Origin of the sequence: Citrobacter sp. RHB20-C16, assembly GCF_013890155.1 — a bacterium.
GTDB lineage: Bacteria > Pseudomonadota > Gammaproteobacteria > Enterobacterales > Enterobacteriaceae > Citrobacter_A > Citrobacter_A amalonaticus.
This window is the reverse complement of the sequence record NZ_CP057630.1, coordinates 994,872-1,012,141: the sequence shown is the minus strand read 5'-3', so window position 1 is coordinate 1,012,141 and position 17,270 is coordinate 994,872. Positions and strand designations below refer to the sequence as shown.

Sequence of the window (17,270 nt, the reverse complement as noted above, 5' to 3'; positions counted from 1 at the left end):
GTCAAATATGGCGATGGAAAACTACAATCCGCCGCAGGATCCCTGGCTGGTGATCCTGTATCAGGATGAGCACATTATGGTGGTCAACAAGCCAAGCGGCCTGTTATCCGTGCCGGGGCGTCTTGAGGAACACAAAGACAGCGTGATGACGCGTATCCAACGCGACTATCCACAGGCTGAATCTGTGCATCGTCTGGATATGGCAACCAGCGGCGTAATTGTAGTGGCCCTCACCAAGGCGGCAGAGCGAGAGCTGAAGCGTCAGTTTCGCGAGCGCGAGCCGAAAAAACAGTATGTGGCGCGGGTATGGGGACATCCTGCGCCCGCAGAGGGACTGGTGGATTTACCGCTCATCTGCGACTGGCCGAATCGTCCGAAACAGAAAGTGTGTTATGAAACCGGCAAAGCAGCGCAGACCGAATATGAAGTGGTGGAGTTTGCGGAAGATAACACCGCGCGAGTAATGTTGAAGCCCATCACCGGACGTTCGCACCAACTGCGCGTACATATGCTGGCGTTAGGCCACCCCATTCTCGGCGACCGTTTTTATGCCCCGCCTGAGGCGCTGGCGATGGCCCCCCGACTGCAACTGCATGCCGAGATGCTGACCATCACCCATCCCGCATACGGCAACAGCATGACGTTTAAAGCGCCAGCGGATTTTTAATCTTATAACGTAGCCCCTTTGAATTACGCTCGCGAATAGACACAAATCATTCGAGATGCTTCGAGGCGGCAAGCGAAGAAATCCCCAGGAGCATAGATAACTATGTGACTGGGGTTTCACAGCGCGGCCAACAAAGAGGCAGCTTGAAGGATGCCGTGTAAATTTATTTAAAGCCTTTCTGCTCTTTGATCAGCTCGTAAGCCTTCTGAATTTCCTGCGCTTTTTGCTTCGCCATTTCCATCATTTCCGGCGGCAGACCTTTCGCCACCAGCTTATCCGGATGGTGCTCGCTCATCTGCTTACGATAAGCACGTTTAATGGTAGTCGCATCGTCAGTAGGTTTAACCCCGAGGACGTTGCAGGCGTCCTCCAGCGTCGGGCCGCGTTGCGCCTGCTGCCAGCCACCGCCGCCGGACTGCTGCTGATAACCACCGCCAAACTGGGCTCCCCCTTGCATCATGCGCAGGAACTGATCGAACTGAGTGCGGGAAATGCCCAACTCTTCGGCAATCACATACAGCACTTCACGCTCGTTGGGATGCAGTGAACCATCGGCAAACGCCGCCTGAATCTGAATTTCAAGAAACATACGAATAAGATCGAAGCGACCAAAACAGACGCTACGAAACTGGCGCATTTTTTCACGTAACGGGTAATTATCTGATTTTCCGATACGAAACGCATTTTGCGCAGCCGATCGCGATTCACCGTGCAAATTCATCCTGTCCATCAGCACATTGGCGACATGGATATCGGCTTCGGTAACCCGTCCTTTCGATTTGGTTAAGTGCCCCATCACCTCAAAGGTGGTGGCAAAAAACAGCGCCTGACGCTCACGCTGGTTGGCAAACCACGCCATTTTGCGGCTGCGGGCTTTGTCGAACATGTGGCCAACCAACAGCCCCAGCACCACGCCCCAAAAGCCGCCGCCCATGAGCAGAGCCACGGCCACACCAATTATTTTTCCCCAGTACTGCATAGACTCCCCAATTTGTCTCACTCTCGGTGAGGCCAGGTCCCACAAAATAAGCGGCTTTTAACGATCTTTCGGCTACGGTCAATTGTGGGACATCGCCTATAATTTGCATTATCATACCTGTCATTCACAGCCGTGACTAACACCACAGACGCTATAGCGGCAGGATTAACACTAGCGCTACGAACATGAGTAAGTTAGGCTGTGGCGGTTTGTCACGCGCGACGCTACTGATGATGGAACAATAAAATACAACGTATGAAAAAACGTATTCCCACCCTCCTGGCCACCATGATTGCCACTGCCCTTTACAGTCAACAGGGTCTGGCAGCCAGTCTCGCCTCACAATGTATGTTAGGCGTGCCAAGCTATGACCGTCCTCTGGTGCAGGGCGAGACAAATGAACTCCCCGTCACGATTAATGCCGATCATGCGAAAGGAAATTATCCTGACGACGCGGTGTTTACCGGCAATGTGGATATCATGCAGGGCAACAGCCGTCTGCAGGCCGACGAGGTGCAGCTTCATCAGAAAGAGGCTCAGGGTCAGCCTGAGCCTGTACGTACCGTCGATGCGCTCGGCAACGTCCATTACGATGACAACCAGGTTATCCTGAAAGGACCGAAGGGCTGGGCGAACCTGAACACCAAAGACACCAACGTCTGGGAAGGCGACTACCAGATGGTGGGCCGTCAGGGCCGCGGTAAAGCGGATCTGATGAAACAGCGCGGCGAAAACCGCTATACCATTCTTGAGAACGGGAGTTTCACCTCTTGTCTGCCGGGTTCTGATACCTGGAGCGTCGTCGGTAGCGAAGTGATCCATGACCGTGAAGAACAGGTCGCAGAAATCTGGAACGCCCGCTTTAAGCTGGGCCCGGTTCCTGTCTTTTACAGTCCGTATTTGCAATTGCCGGTCGGGGATAAACGCCGCTCCGGTTTCCTGATCCCCAACGCCAAGTACACGACAAAGAACTATTTTGAGTTCTATCTGCCGTATTACTGGAACATCGCGCCAAACATGGATGCGACCCTGACGCCGCACTATATGCACCGTCGCGGCGGCGTAATGTGGGAGAACGAATTCCGCTACCTGAGCCAGGCGGGCGCCGGTATTATGGAATTCGACTATCTGAACTCCGATCGCGTCTACGACGATGAGCATCCGAACGATGACAACTCGCGCCGCTGGCTGTTTTACTGGCGACATGCGGGGGTGATGGATCAGGTGTGGCGTTTCAACGTCGACTACACCAAAGTGAGCGACTCCAGCTACTTTAATGATTTCGATAACAAGTACGGTTCAAGTACCGACGGTTACGCGACGCAGAAATTCAGCGTCGGCTATGCGGTGCAGAACTTTGACGCCACTGTCTCAACCAAACAGTTCCAGGTGTTCAGCGATCAAAACACCAGCAGTTATTCCGCTGAACCACAGTTAGACGTCAACTTCTATCAGAACGACCTGGGTCCGTTTGATACCCGTATTTATGGCCAGGCCGTGCATTTTGTGAATACCAAAGACAACATGCCGGAAGCGACGCGCCTGCACCTGGAGCCGACTGTCAGCCTGCCGTTGTCAAACCAGTGGGGCAGCATCAACACCGAAGCGAAACTGCTGGCAACCCATTATCAGCAAACCAATCTGGACTGGTATAACAACCGTAATACCACTCAGTTGGATGATACCGCCAACCGTGTGATGCCGCAGTTCAAAGTCGACGGCAAGATGGTGTTTGAACGGGATATGAACATGCTCGCGCCGGGTTATACCCAGACGCTGGAGCCGCGCGCGCAGTATCTGTACGTGCCGTATCGCGACCAGAGCAACATCTACAACTACGACTCTTCCCTGCTGCAATCTGACTATACCGGCCTGTTCCGTGACCGCAGCTATGGCGGTCTGGACCGCATTGCCTCCGCCAACCAGGTCACGACGGGCGTCACATCTCGCGTATATGATGAGGCAGCAGTTGAACGTTTTAACGTTTCTGTTGGTCAAATCTACTATTTCACGGAGTCTCGCACTGGCGATGACAACATCCAATGGGAGAATGATGACCAGACGGGTTCATTAGTATGGGCGGGTGACACTTACTGGCGTATTTCGGATCGTTGGGGGCTGCGTGGCGGTATTCAGTACGACACCCGTCTGGATAGCGTCGCGACCAGCAGTTCCAGTATCGAATATCGTCGTGATGAAGACCGTCTGGTTCAGTTGAACTACCGTTACGCCAGCCCGGAGTATATTCAGGCGACATTGCCAGCAAGATATTCCACGGCAGAGCAGTACAAAAACGGGATTAGCCAGATCGGTACCGTCGCCAGTTGGCCGATTGCCGATCGCTGGTCGATTGTGGGTGCCTACTACTTCGACACCAACGTGAATAAACCCGCCGACCAGATGTTAGGTGTGCAGTACAACTCCTGCTGTTATGCGATCCGCGTCGGTTACGAGCGTAAGCTGAACGGTTGGGATAGCGATAAAGAACACGCGGTGTATGACAACGTGATTGGCTTTAACATTGAACTTCGTGGTCTGAGTTCCAACTATGGTCTCGGCACGAGCGAGATGTTACGTTCCAACATTTTGCCGTATCAAAACTCTTTGTGATCTGATTGATTTACCACGTAATCCGCAGTGCGGTTAATTGAAATGGAAAAAGTATGAAGAACTGGAAAACGCTGCTTCTCGGTATCGCCATGATCGCGAATACCAGTTTCGCTGCCCCGCAGGTAGTCGATAAAGTCGCAGCCGTCGTAAATAACGGTGTGGTACTGGAAAGCGACGTTGATGGCCTGATGCAGTCTGTCAAATTGAACGCCAACCAGGCAGGTCAACAGCTTCCGGACGACGCTACGCTGCGTCATCAGATCCTGGAACGTCTGATCATGGATCAGATTGTCCTGCAGATGGGTCAGAAGATGGGCGTAAAAATCTCTGACGAACAGCTTGATCAGGCGATTGCCAATATCGCTAAACAGAACAACATGACGCTGGACCAGATGCGAAGCCGTCTGGCTTACGATGGTCTGAGCTACTCAACCTACCGTAATCAGATCCGTAAAGAGATGACCATCTCTGAAGTGCGTAACAACGAAGTGCGCCGCCGCGTGACGATCCTGCCGCAGGAAGTGGATGCGCTGGCGCAGCAGGTTGGCAATCAAAATGATGCCAGTACGGAGCTGAACCTGAGCCACATCCTGATCCCACTGCCGGAAAACCCAACGTCTGACCAGGTGAACGAAGCAGAATCTCAGGCGCGTTCCATTGTCGATCAAGCCCGTAACGGCAGCGACTTCGGCAAACTGGCGATCACCTACTCTGCTGACCAGCAGGCGCTGAAAGGCGGCCAGATGGGTTGGGGTCGTATTCAGGAACTGCCAGGCATTTTTGCTCAGGCGCTGAGTACCGCGAAGAAAGGCGACATCGTTGGTCCGATTCGTTCCGGTGTCGGCTTCCATATCCTGAAAGTGAATGATATGCGCGGCCAGAGCCAGAGCATCTCCGTGACCGAAGTTCATGCCCGCCATATTCTGTTGAAGCCGTCGCCGATCATGACCGATCAGCAGGCGCGTCTGAAGCTTGAGCAAATCGCCGCTGATATTAAGAGCGGTAAAACCACCTTTGCTGCCGCAGCGAAAGAGTTTTCTCAGGATCCCGGCTCGGCTAACCAGGGCGGCGATCTGGGCTGGGCGGCTGCGGACATTTTCGATCCGGCATTCCGTGATGCGTTAACCCGCATGAACAAAGGCCAGATGAGCGCACCGGTGCACTCCTCTTTCGGTTGGCACCTGATCGAACTGCTGGATACGCGTAACGTCGATAAAACCGACGCCGCGCAGAAAGATCGCGCTTACCGTATGCTGATGAACCGGAAGTTCTCAGAAGAAGCAGCAACCTGGATGCAGGAACAACGTGCCAGCGCTTACGTTAAAATCCTGAGCAATTAATGACGGTTGCTCAACGCGTAGTGATCACTCCCGGCGAACCCGCCGGGATAGGTCCGGATCTCGTCGTTCAACTTGCCCAGCGCGACTGGCCGGTTGAACTGGTGGTCTGTGCCGATGCCACGGTATTGACTGACCGGGCGGCAATGCTCGGTCTTCCCCTCACGTTACGCCCTTACTCCCCGCAAAGGCCTGCTAAACCGCAGACTGCCGGCACGCTGACGCTGTTACCGGTCTCGCTTCGTGCGCCCGTCGTTCCTGGGCAGTTGGCCGTGGAGAATGGTAAGTATGTGGTGCAGACGCTGGCCCGTGCCTGTGACGGTTGTGTAGAGGGTGAATTTGCGGCGCTGATTACGGGCCCTGTGCATAAGGGCGTTATCAACGACGCTGGCGTGCCTTTCACCGGTCACACCGAGTTTTTTGAAGAGCGCTCGCAGGCGAAAAAAGTGGTGATGATGCTGGCGACGGAGGAGTTACGCGTCGCACTGGCAACGACCCATCTGCCGCTGCGTGATGTCGCCGATGCCATTACACCAGCACTGCTGCACGAAGTGATTGGCATTCTGCATCACGATCTGCGCACCAAATTTGGCGTGGACGATCCGCACGTGCTGGTCTGTGGTCTGAATCCGCATGCCGGTGAAGGGGGGCATATGGGCCGCGAGGAGATCGACACGATCGTTCCGGTGCTCGATACGCTCCGCGCGCAGGGAATGAAATTGACAGGTCCATTACCCGCCGACACGCTGTTTCAGGCCAAATATCTGCAACATGCTGATGCGGTGCTGGCGATGTACCACGATCAGGGTCTCCCCGTGCTAAAATACCAGGGATTTGGTCGCGGCGTGAATATTACGCTGGGCCTGCCCTTTATTCGTACCTCGGTGGATCACGGTACCGCGCTTGAACTGGCGGGTCGGGGTGAAGCTGATGTCGGCAGTTTTATTACGGCGCTTAATCTCGCCATCAAAATGATTGTTAATACCCAATGAATAATCGAGTCCATCAGGGCCACCTAGCCCGTAAACGCTTCGGGCAAAACTTCCTCAACGATCAGTTTGTGATCGACAGCATTGTCTCCGCCATTAACCCGCAGAAGGGTCAGGCGATGGTCGAAATCGGCCCCGGTCTGGCTGCGTTGACGGAGCCGGTTGGCGAACGTCTGGATGCGCTGACGGTCATTGAACTTGACCGCGATCTGGCCGCGCGTCTGCAAACGCATCCCTTCCTGGGCCCCAAGCTGACTATCTATCAGCAGGACGCCATGACCATGAATTTCGGCGAATTGTCTGAAAAGATGGGTCAACCGCTACGCGTGTTCGGTAACCTGCCTTATAACATCTCTACGCCGCTGATGTTCCACCTGTTTAGCTATACTGATGCCATTGCCGATATGCACTTTATGTTGCAAAAAGAGGTGGTGAATCGTCTGGTTGCAGGACCAAACAGTAAGGCGTATGGTCGCTTAAGCGTCATGGCGCAATATTATTGCAACGTGATCCCGGTGCTTGAAGTGCCGCCGTCCGCCTTCACGCCGCCGCCAAAAGTCGATTCCGCCGTGGTGCGCCTGGTGCCGCACACTACGATGCCCTATCCGGTCAACGATATTCGCCTGTTGAGCCGCATCACCACAGAAGCGTTCAACCAGCGCCGTAAAACGATTCGTAACAGCCTCGGCAATCTGTTCAGCGTTGAGGTCATGACGGAACTGGGTATTGACCCGGCAATGCGAGCGGAAAATATCTCTGTCGCGCAGTACTGCCAGATGGCGAACTATCTGTCAGAACACGCGCCATCGAAGGAGAGTTAAGCATGATCAATTCGCCCCGAGTGTGTATTCAGGTCCAAAGCGTCTATATTGAAGCGCAATCCTCACCTGAAGATGACCGTTACGTTTTTGCCTACACCGTAACCATCCGCAATCTGGGGCGAGCGCCCGTGCAGCTACTGGGACGCTATTGGTTGATCACCAACGGTCATGGCCGAGAAACTGAAGTCCAGGGAGAAGGTGTGGTTGGCGTTCAGCCGCACATTGAGCCTGGCGAAGAGTACCAGTACACCAGCGGCGCTGTTATCGAAACGCCGCTGGGCACGATGCAGGGTCATTACGAAATGATTGATGAGAACGGCGTCGCCTTTACCATCGATATTCCGGTTTTCCGACTCGCCGTTTCCACTCTCATTCACTAAAACAATAGCTATGGCAACATACCTTATTGGCGACGTTCACGGTTGCTACGACGAACTGATCGCATTGCTACAACAAGTCAATTTTACCCCTGAAAGCGATACCCTGTGGCTGACGGGGGATCTGGTTGCCCGTGGCCCAGGTTCTCTGGACGTGCTGCGTTATGTGAAATCACTCGGTGACTGCGTGCGCCTGGTGCTGGGTAATCACGACCTGCATCTGCTGGCGGTCTTCGCCGGTATCAGTCGTAACAAACCGAAAGACCGCCTGAGTCCGCTGCTGGAAGCGCCGGACGCAGACGAACTGCTCAACTGGCTGCGTCGCCAACCGCTGTTGCAGATAGATGAAGAGAAAAAATTGGTGATGGCGCATGCGGGTATCACACCGCAGTGGGATTTGCAGACTGCCAAAGACTGCGCGCGCGATGTTGAAGCGGTGCTGTCGAGTGACTCTTACCCCTTCTTCCTCGACGCCATGTATGGCGACATGCCAAATAACTGGACGCCGGAACTGACCGGGCTGGCACGCCTGCGCTTTATCACCAACGCCTTTACCCGGATGCGTTACTGCTTCCCGAACGGGCAACTGGATATGTACAGCAAAGAGTCCCCGGAGGATGCCCCGGCACCGTTGAAACCGTGGTTTGCCATTCCCGGACCGGTCAGCGAAGCCTACAGCATTGCGTTTGGTCACTGGGCGTCTCTGGAAGGAAAAGGAACGCCGGAGGGAATCTATGCGCTGGATACCGGGTGCTGCTGGGGAGGAAATTTAACCTGCCTGCGCTGGGAAGATAAGCAGTACTTTGTGCAGCCGTCAAACCGGCAGATGGATCTGAATGAAGGCGAAGCTGTTAACGCCTGATCTGTTTGCCTGATGGCGCTACGCTTATCCGGCCTACAAACCATCTCGTAGGCCGGATAAGACGCTAAGCGTCGCCATCCGGCACTCATCGCTTAGCGACGTTCCAGAATTTCGAAGCAATAGCTGTGTGAATTCTGCCCGTCAGCGTCGTGAAACTCGCTGAACACCGATTCCCAGTCGTCCGGCTCGTAGTCCGGGAAATGCGTATCCCCTTCCACTTCCGCATCGATGTGCGTCAGATACAGTTTCTGCGCTTTAGGCAGGAACTGCTCGTACACGCGACCACCGCCAATCACCATAATTTCTGGTGCATCACCACAGGCGGTAATCGCTTCATCAACCGATTTCACCCACTGCACGCGATCGTCAGTACCCGGCTGGCTGCTGATGACGATGTTCTTACGTCCCGGCAACGGTCGGCCGATGGATTCCCAGGTATGGCGTCCCATAACGACAGGTTTATTTAACGTATTACGTTTAAACCAGGCGAGATCCGCAGGCAGATTCCACGGCATGGCGTTTTCCATGCCAATAACGCGATCTACCGCTAACGCAGCAATCAGACTGATCATTGAATATTTCCCGGAGCAAAAAAAATTGTCGCCACTATACGGAAAGAGCAATCTTTCGTCGACTAACGAACAGAAGAAGAGCACGAAAATTTTCCGATCTGCTGGCGAGTCCACGACTTGTCAGTGGACTCCCGGCATTACAGTAGTTCAAAAACAATTGGTTAACAGTAAAGTTTGCAGTACATCACATTTTTGACTTAGGTTGACGGTTTAACTTCTGGCTCATCGGCAACGTCTCCCGTGTGTTTGCCTTCCTCAGTCCCCTGCCAGCCATGACGCTGAATCAACGACAGATGTTCGCGATCCTCGGTGATGATTTCGCTCAGCATCGCGCTGGTCCGTTTATAGACTGCCGCACGGGAGGTGGCATCATCCTCACCTTTCGCCATCTCTTCTACCATTTGTGTATTAAAGCGACGGAACAGGTCCGCGCGTTCACGCGCTTCATAGCGGCCAAGCCCAAGACTTTCCAGCGCCAGACGCCCGGTTTTAAGCGCGCCTTCAAACGTTTCACGTTCCGGTTGCTCGACGCCCGCCTGGCGCAAACGAATGTAATGATCGACATCGCGTGCCCGGGCAATAATTTGCAGGTTCGGGAAATGGTCTTTTACCATCTCTGTCAGCTCCAGGTTGGTTTGCGGATCGTCAATGGCGTTGATCAGCACTTCCGCTTTCGCCGCCCCGGCGGACTCCAGCAGGTCCATCCGCGTCGCATCACCGTAGAACACCTTCATGCCAAATTTACGCAGCGTCTCGATGTGGTCCGGATCGTGATCGAGAACGACCATCTTCACACCGCTGGAGAGCAGTAAACGACCGGTGATCTGCCCGAAGCGGCCAAATCCGGCAATAATCACCCGCGGCTGTTCTTCATCAATTTCATCGGCTTCCCGCTCTTCACCGGAAGCGGATTTCTCCATTCGCGTAAGGATGACCAGGAAAATCGGCGTCGCGGCCATCGACAGTGCCACCGCCAGCGTCAGCGCCTTCGCCCATTGTGGATCGAGCACGTTCGCCATCTGCGCCGCGCCAAAGACCACAAACGCGAACTCACTGCCCTGTCCGAGGAGTACCGCAAACCAGCGGCGCTGCTTATTCGGCACCTGTAAAGGACGGGCAATCAGCCATAGCATCCCGGTTTTAATCACCAGGAAACCGACCAGCAGAATGATGATACGGAGTGGATTATCGATAAGCGTCCCGAAGTCGATAGACATGCCGACACCGATGAAAAACAGCCCCAGCAGCAGCCCCTTAAACGGCTCGATGTCGCTTTCCAGCGCGTGGCGATACTCAGAGCTTGCCAGCAATACGCCAGCCAGGAACGCCCCCATCGCCATCGACAGCCCAACTTCTTCAAGCAACAGCCCGAAGCCAAAGACCAGAAACAGCGCCACGGCGCTGAAGACTTCGCGCAGGCCAGAACGCGCAACGAAACGCAGCGCCGGGCGGGTCACATAGCGCCCCAGCAGTACCACCAGGACTAACGCACCAGCCACTTTCAGTGCCGACAGCGCGAATGCGCCAAGCGTGGTTGACGCCCCGCTGGTCGCCAGTAGCGGAATCATTGCCACCAGCGGAATCGCCGCGATGTCCTGGAACAGCAGCACAGCAAAGGCGCTGCGTCCCATCTGCGAAACGGTCAGGTTGCGCTCATTCATCGCCTGCATAGCTATCGCCGTGGAGGAGAGCGCCAGCGTCATACCAATCAGTTCCGCCACCTGCCATCGCAGACCGAGGAACATACAAAACAGACCAATCAGGCCGCCGCAGACCACCATCTGTAGCGCGCCGCCGCCAAACACTGAAGCGCGCAGTTTCCATAGCCGCTGGGGATCAAGCTCCAGGCCAATGACAAACAGCATCAGCACCACGCCGATTTCAGCAAAGTGCAGAATAGATTCGGCATCGGTCACCAGTCGTAACCCCCAGGGGCCGATGATGCACCCCGCAATGAGATAACCCAGCACCGAGCCTAAGCCCAACCGGACGGCAATCGGCACGATCAGCGCCGCCGACCCAAGATAAATCAGCGCCTGTATGAGCGTATGGCTATCCATTGTGCGCCTCCTGCCATGCCATCAGTCGTTGCTTGTAATGACGCGCCTGCGCCTGCAGCGTTTCGTCGTCGCAAATAAACGTACAGTGCATTGCAAACGGCGCAAGCCAGTTGAGCCCGCAGTAGATGGCTGTCGCCTGGAGCGGCTGTGAGAGTACGTCAAACCCCGGATGCGAGCCGATATCGAAGTGATTATCGCCGCCGCCAGTAGTCACCGCCCACATGACTTGCTTACCGCGCAGCGCGGTCCCGCCGTGACCATAGGCCCAGCCGTGGGAAAGCACTTTATCCATCCACAGTTTGAGTAGGGGGGGAACGCTGTACCATTGCATGGGATGCTGCCAGACGATCAGGTCAGCGCGAGAAAGCGCCTCTTGTTCCGCAGCGATATCGATATTGAAATCAGGGTAGAGTTCATAGAGAGAACGAACTTCGACGCCTTCCAGCGTCCTTGCCTGCTCAAGCATCCGTTTATTCGCATGCGAATGCTGCGGATAAGGATGCGCATAAATGATAAGAATCATGATTAGCCTGTTATTTTACCACTCTGTTTTATAAGAGAGTGTAGTCAGTAAACCAACAGGCTAATAGTGAATATTATTGAGCGGATGAATGGGGAAAATTGAACTAGTTATCCAGCTCGCTCATATTTTTCACCTGATCGCGGTTAATTTGCTCCGTCTGACCCGTTTCGGCATTTTTGTAAGAGACCAGGCCCGTGTCATCGTCTACCTGCGGTTTACCGTCGGTGACAATGGTTCGGCCATCGGTCGTACGCACAGCCTGGTTCGAGGAGCAGCCTGCGAGAGTAAAGACGGTTGCTGCGGCGAAAAGGGAAGCGATTAATAGTTTCTTTTGCATGGTGTTCTCCCTGCTTTTCAGTCATTTTCAGTGATATACCCATTAACTGTAGACGCACTGACTGAGGTTGAGGGGAAATACAGAACACTCTGAAGACTCACCTTAACACAACGGTTTCCTGCGAATCGTCATCGTACTGGTCTGGGCAAGCGTCAGACCGCGCGTTTCTGGCGCGAAGGCAATGGAGACCAGCAACCCGACCAACGAGATCCCCGCCCCCATCAGCATCACCTGACTAATACCATATTTAGTAATGAAAATAGGCAGCGCCCAGGTCGAGAGGATGGTACCGATACGACTCAACGACATGATAACCCCCACTGCGGAGGCGCGGATGTCGGTCGGGAACAGTTCATTGGGATAGAGCCATTGCAAATTCCCCGGTCCGCCAGAGAAAAAGGCGTACACCGCGAATGCCGTCACCACCAGCCAGATCCCCATTTCCGGGATCAGCCCCAGCACCGCCAACGCCAGCGTCATCATCACGAAGCTGCCAATCAGCAGCGGCCTCCGCCCCGCGCTGTTCAGCCAGAACATTGGCGGAATACAACCCAGCATAAAGAACAGGCTGATCACCACATTCCCCAGCGCTGCGCTCTTCCCGGCCCCCAGTCCCAACAGGCCGACGATCTGCGGACCAAAGGTGTAAATGGCAAACATCGGGATCACCTGACAGGTCCAGATCGCGGCGACAAACAGCACAAACGGGAAGTGGCGACGATTAAACAATTGTAAAAAGCGCGTCTCCTGCGCTGTGTCTTCATCGAACGCAACCGGCTCGCCGAACAGCTTGATCATCATCGCTTCACACTCTTTGACCCGGCCTTTACGCAACAGCCAGCGCGGAGACTCGGGCAGATCGAAGCGACCAATCAGGATCAACAGGCAAGGGATCGCCGCGCTGCCCAGCATCCAGCGCCAGCCGCCCTCGACGTCATAGAGCCAGTAACCAACCAGATCGGCACAGGTCGCGCCGACGTACCACATCGCCGCAATAAAGCTTATAGAGAAGGCACGTTGGCGGGTACTGGAAAATTCGGTGATCATCGAGGTGGCAATGGGATAATCCGCACCAATCACCACGCCAATCAGCACCCGCATCACCAGCAGTTCAACCGGAGATGAGACAAACATAGTGGCCACCGATATCACCCCAATAGCGATGATATCGATAAGAAACATTTTACGCCGCCCCACTTTGTCCGAGATATAGCCAAACAAAGAGGTGCCGACAAACAGCCCGGCCAGCGTCCCCGCGCCCAACAGGCCAATCCACTCAGCATCCAGCTTCAGCGCAGGCGTGAGCTGTTCCAGCGCGACGCCAATCATCACCAGCACATAACCGTCCAGAAACGGTCCACCGCTTCCCCACAGCATGATCCTGCGGTGAATAGAGGAGAACTGGATGTCATCAAAGTTCCTGGGCTGTTGCATGGCAATGTCCTGTTTGCCGACATTCGGCATTAGTGCTTAACTGCCTGATGGCGCTGCGCTTATCAGGCCTACTTATCCCCGTAGGCCGGATAAGGCGTTTTCGCCGCCATCCGGCAGTGGAGCGTATACCTGTACTCATTAACCGTAACGAAACTCCACGCCAAAGGTGCCGCGTGGGTACTCCCATTTTTCCAGCGCCGTATCAAGTCCGAGAATTCGACACGTTCCGCACTCCAGGCATCCGGCATAATCAAAGCGCACGCTGCCGTCATCCTGCTTTTTGTATAACCCGGCCGGACAGGCTTTGATCAACACTTCCAGCACCTGCTTATCCGGCGCAGTTTTCATGATGATGTGCGGATGCTCTTCATCGACATTGAATTTGTTGACGCCCAGCTTGACGTCTACGTTGACGGGAGAAGTCATAATACGGTCACTCCTTTAATGCCATCCTTCATCAGGTTGATGAAGCCCACTTTCTTCGCATGGCGCAGGATCGTCTTACGCATCGGCACCGGCGCACTACCATCGACGGTAAAGAGGTCACGGGCGATACCAACAACCATTTCCGGGTAGCGGGTGAACATGCGCGGGTTATCGAGGAACGCCGGCAACCGCTGGTACATACGCATATCGCGCATCGGACCGTTGTCGAGATGCTGGCGATATTCCGCCAGCCCCTGACGGCTAAAGTCGTTGCTTTGCATGGCGGAAAGCACCGTTTTCGCCGCCGCTTCACCTGCTGCCACCGCGAGATCCATCCCGCGAATCGTGAAGCCGAGATTCATACACATACCCGCCGCGTCGCCCGCAATCAGCACGCCGTCGCCCACCAGCTCAGGCTGCATGTTCATCCCTGCTTCCGGCACCACGTGTGCCGCGTACTCCACCAGCTTGCCACCCGCGATCAGCGGGGCAACGGCCGGATGCTGTTTGAAATCTTCCAGCATTTGCGGGACCGATTTTTTCGCCTCTTTCAGATGATGAAGCCCGCATACCAGCCCCAGTGACAGGGTGTTTTCGTTGGTATACAGGAAGCCACCGCCCATCAGGCCATCCGTGGGCGATCCCGCGAACAGACAGGCCGCCCCTTCGTTACCCTGCAACTGGAAGCGATCTTCAATCACCGATTTCGGCAGTTCGATCAGCTCTTTCACGCCGACCGCCACGTGCGCGGCCTCAACGCGTTTTGCCATTCCCAGTTTTTCCGCCAGCAGGGAGTTAACGCCATCGGCGAGGATCACCACTTTCGATTCGATGATGTCGCCGTCCGCTTCTACACCAACGACTTTGCCATCGCGCTGCACGACGTTATCCACGCGGATCCCGGTGATCAACTGCGCGCCCGCCTCTTCCGCCTGCTCCATCAGCCAGGCGTCAAATTTACTGCGCAACACCGAATAAGAGACCTGCGACGGGCCAGCCTTTTCACCGTTGAGATAGTCCACGGTCATCGCCCCGTTATCGGTCATAAAGGCGAGCTTTTCATGGGTAATGACCCGTTCAACAGGGGCCTGCTGAGCAAAGCCTGGAAGAATGCGCTCCAGACTGTGAGCATAGATGCGCCCACCGGTGACATTCTTCGCGCCAGCGGAATTTCCGCGCTCGATAACCAACACCTGAGCCCCTTCGCGGGCGAGCACCAGGGCCGCGACGGAACCGGCAAGCCCCGCGCCCACGATGATGGCATCAAAGATATCTTCGGACATACGTACTCCCTGCCTGAATGGTTTAGCGTGCCAGTGCGGTCGTCAGCGCGGGCAGGATTTTCAGCGCATCGCCGACAATGCCGTAATCCGCGTACTGAAATATCGGCGCATTTTTGTCTTTGTTGATGGCAAAAATAGTCTGCGCGCCGTTTGCCCCCACCATGTGCTGGATCTGCCCGGAGATCCCCACCGCCAGGTACAATTCCGGCTTGAGCATCAGATTCGAGATCCCGACATAGCGCTCATGCTCCATCCACTTCTCGTTTTCGGCGACCGGACGCGAGCAGGCCAGCTCCGCGCCAATGGCCTGACACAGCGCTTGCGCCAGTGAGATATTCTCTTTGCTGCCGATACCGCGTCCCACGCTGACCACCAGCCGGGCTTTGTCGAGATCGACGCTGTTACTCTGACGTGGCTGCGTGGCAGTGCGCGTGACGGTAATTCCCGGCGCCTGCCAGGCTACGCTGTGCGTCACGCCGCTGCGGGTCGCATCAGGCTGTTGCGCCTCAAAAGTGCCGCTGCTGAGTGTCAGTACCGCAAACGGCGTGGAGAGCGTCTCTTCGCCCATCGCCAGGCCGCCATACACCATGTGTTTGACCGTCGCCCGGCCATCCTGCTGCGTCACGGTGCTGGCATCATTAGAAACCGCTGCGGCAAGGCGATAGCCCAGTTTTGCCGCCAGCAGTTTGCCGCGACGGGTGTTGGGCAGCAGCAACAGGCCAGAATCACCCTGTTGACGAACGGTCTGTGCCATCACGTCCGCATAATCTTCCACCATACGATCGTCCGGCTTGCCGCTCAGTTGCCAGACGTGATGTGCGCCCAACTGAATGGCCGTGGTTGCCTCATCGGCGCTTTGCACAAATGCGTTAATCTGTTCACCTAAAATCTGCGCGCCGCTCATCAGTTCCGGCAGGCGAGACACGGTATCGCTGAATACCCAGACGCTGGAAAACTTGCTCATAACATCCCCTTCTTAATTAATGATTTTGCGCAGACTATCGGCAAACGCAGCGATCTGTTCTTCACCATCGCCTTCAATCACAATGCGCTGGCGCTCACGTTGTTTCGGTGCGGCCACCGTTTGCGTGGACCAGACATCCCCGGCGCTAAAGCCAATGTCCGCCGCTGACCAGACCTGAACCGGTTTTTTCGCCGCCCCCAGAATGGCTTTCATCGATGGTATTTGTGGAGAGTTAATATCGGTGGAAACGGCCACGACCGCCGGCAGCGGAATGCTCAGCGTTTCAATTTCATCTTCCAGTTCACGTTCAACGGTCAGCGTACTTTCCGTCAGTGAGAGGATCTTGCTCACGCCGTTGATGGCGGGAATGTTCAGCGTTTCGCCTACCAGCAGGCTGACCTGCTGGGCGTAGAGATCGGAGGAACCATCGCCGCAGAGAATCAGATCAAAACCCGACTTTTGCGCGGCAGCAGCCAGCGCTGCGGCGGTTTGCTGTGGCAATGCCTGCTCGAACCGATCGTCAATGACGACCACCAGTTCGTCCGGGCCTCGGGAGAGGACATCCTTACGCCCTTTCGCGTTGGTTAACGCCTTGCCGCCCACGCTCAGGGCGATCACCTGCGCGTCGCTGGCCTGCTGTTTCAGTTGACAGGCCGCTTCTATCGCATTCAGGTCGTACTGGCTGATTTTGCCATCTGCTTTGCTGAAATCTAATGAACCATCTGCGTGATTGACGACAATATCCTGTTCATCAGGTACGCACTTGTAGCAAGTAATTATCTTCATTGCATCTCCAGAAATCATGAAGGAAACGTATATATATCGGCGGTGTTAAATACAGATATCACGCTCTTTAATTCGGAAATAAAACCATAATCACCAATATTGAAAATGTCACACACTGATATTCGCAACTTTCAATATTGTTAAGCACCTCACCAATATTGAAATCCGACGTCAAAAAGAAATATTTTCAATATTGCCTGGCAGATCACCAATATTGAACGCAAAACGGTGGAAAACCCAACA

At 54.9% G+C, this 17,270-nt stretch carries 17 protein-coding genes; 7 read left to right on the top strand and 10 right to left on the bottom strand.

What is annotated here, in order from left to right; genetic code table 11:
* Positions 1-7: 7 nt before the first annotated feature.
* Entirely contained in the window at positions 8-667 is a 660-nt protein-coding gene (gene rluA / locus HVX64_RS04990; RefSeq protein ID WP_044255541.1) for a bifunctional tRNA pseudouridine(32) synthase/23S rRNA pseudouridine(746) synthase RluA, read from the top strand.
* Between the two features lie 163 nt (positions 668-830).
* On the opposite strand, the gene djlA is transcribed toward rluA, so the two are convergent.
* Entirely contained in the window at positions 831-1,646 is an 816-nt protein-coding gene (gene djlA, locus HVX64_RS04985; protein WP_042997965.1) for a co-chaperone DjlA, read from the bottom strand.
* 255 nt (positions 1,647-1,901) lie between these two features.
* Here djlA and lptD point away from each other — a divergent pair, with 255 nt between their 5' ends.
* Genes lptD through apaH form a run of 6 tightly spaced genes read left to right on the top strand, consistent with a single transcriptional unit; the run spans position 1,902 to position 8,642 of the window.
* On the top strand, positions 1,902-4,256 hold the full coding sequence (lptD, locus tag HVX64_RS04980) for an LPS assembly protein LptD (RefSeq protein WP_044255544.1): 2,355 nt from the start codon (positions 1,902-1,904) through the stop codon (positions 4,254-4,256).
* A 53-nt stretch (positions 4,257-4,309) separates the two neighbouring features.
* On the top strand, positions 4,310-5,596 hold the full coding sequence (gene surA, locus HVX64_RS04975) for a peptidylprolyl isomerase SurA (RefSeq protein WP_042997967.1): 1,287 nt from the start codon (positions 4,310-4,312) through the stop codon (positions 5,594-5,596).
* Positions 5,596-6,585 carry a 4-hydroxythreonine-4-phosphate dehydrogenase PdxA gene (pdxA, locus tag HVX64_RS04970; RefSeq protein WP_044255550.1) on the top strand — a complete coding sequence of 330 codons (990 nt, stop codon included), beginning with the start codon at positions 5,596-5,598 and terminating at the stop codon, positions 6,583-6,585. The genes surA and pdxA overlap by 1 nt, the downstream gene beginning before the upstream one ends.
* Positions 6,582-7,403, top strand: a complete 822-nt coding sequence (gene rsmA / locus HVX64_RS04965; protein WP_044255552.1) for a 16S rRNA (adenine(1518)-N(6)/adenine(1519)-N(6))-dimethyltransferase RsmA — start codon at positions 6,582-6,584, stop codon at positions 7,401-7,403. Before pdxA ends, rsmA begins: the two co-directional genes overlap by 4 nt.
* Before the next feature lie 2 nt (positions 7,404-7,405).
* On the top strand, positions 7,406-7,783 hold the full coding sequence (gene apaG / locus HVX64_RS04960; RefSeq protein ID WP_042997970.1) for a Co2+/Mg2+ efflux protein ApaG: 378 nt from the start codon (positions 7,406-7,408) through the stop codon (positions 7,781-7,783).
* A 10-nt stretch (positions 7,784-7,793) separates the two neighbouring features.
* The gene (gene apaH / locus HVX64_RS04955) at positions 7,794-8,642 is read left to right on the top strand and encodes a bis(5'-nucleosyl)-tetraphosphatase (symmetrical) ApaH (protein WP_042997971.1); all 849 of its coding nucleotides are present in this window, start codon (positions 7,794-7,796) and stop codon (positions 8,640-8,642) included.
* A 92-nt stretch (positions 8,643-8,734) separates the two neighbouring features.
* On the opposite strand, the gene folA is transcribed toward apaH, so the two are convergent.
* The 9 genes from folA to HVX64_RS04910 form a co-directional block, all read right to left on the bottom strand.
* Entirely contained in the window at positions 8,735-9,214 is a 480-nt protein-coding gene (folA, locus tag HVX64_RS04950) for a type 3 dihydrofolate reductase (protein WP_042997972.1), read from the bottom strand.
* Positions 9,215-9,411: 197 nt separating this feature from the next.
* Positions 9,412-11,274 carry a glutathione-regulated potassium-efflux system protein KefC gene (gene kefC / locus HVX64_RS04945; RefSeq protein ID WP_044255555.1) on the bottom strand — a complete coding sequence of 621 codons (1,863 nt, stop codon included), beginning with the start codon at positions 11,272-11,274 and terminating at the stop codon, positions 9,412-9,414.
* On the bottom strand, positions 11,267-11,797 hold the full coding sequence (gene kefF, locus HVX64_RS04940; protein ID WP_044255558.1) for a glutathione-regulated potassium-efflux system oxidoreductase KefF: 531 nt from the start codon (positions 11,795-11,797) through the stop codon (positions 11,267-11,269). The genes kefC and kefF overlap by 8 nt, the downstream gene beginning before the upstream one ends.
* A gap of 103 nt (positions 11,798-11,900) precedes the next feature.
* A complete protein-coding gene (locus tag HVX64_RS04935; RefSeq protein ID WP_044255562.1) occupies positions 11,901-12,134 on the bottom strand; it encodes a YgdI/YgdR family lipoprotein in 234 nt (77 codons plus the stop codon).
* 102 nt (positions 12,135-12,236) lie between these two features.
* Complete coding sequence (locus HVX64_RS04930) at positions 12,237-13,568, bottom strand: MFS transporter (RefSeq protein ID WP_044256030.1); 1,332 nt, start codon at positions 13,566-13,568, stop codon at positions 12,237-12,239.
* A 138-nt stretch (positions 13,569-13,706) separates the two neighbouring features.
* Positions 13,707-13,994: a ferredoxin-like protein FixX gene (fixX, locus tag HVX64_RS04925; RefSeq protein ID WP_042997977.1), complete on the bottom strand. Its 288-nt coding sequence runs from the start codon at positions 13,992-13,994 to the stop codon at positions 13,707-13,709.
* Positions 13,991-15,277, bottom strand: a complete 1,287-nt coding sequence (locus HVX64_RS04920; protein WP_044255566.1) for an FAD-dependent oxidoreductase — start codon at positions 15,275-15,277, stop codon at positions 13,991-13,993. The genes fixX and HVX64_RS04920 overlap by 4 nt, the downstream gene beginning before the upstream one ends.
* Before the next feature lie 22 nt (positions 15,278-15,299).
* Entirely contained in the window at positions 15,300-16,241 is a 942-nt protein-coding gene (locus HVX64_RS04915) for an electron transfer flavoprotein subunit alpha/FixB family protein (RefSeq protein WP_044255569.1), read from the bottom strand.
* A gap of 12 nt (positions 16,242-16,253) precedes the next feature.
* Positions 16,254-17,027, bottom strand: a complete 774-nt coding sequence (locus HVX64_RS04910) for an electron transfer flavoprotein FixA (RefSeq protein ID WP_044255572.1) — start codon at positions 17,025-17,027, stop codon at positions 16,254-16,256.
* Positions 17,028-17,270: the final 243 nt, after the last annotated feature.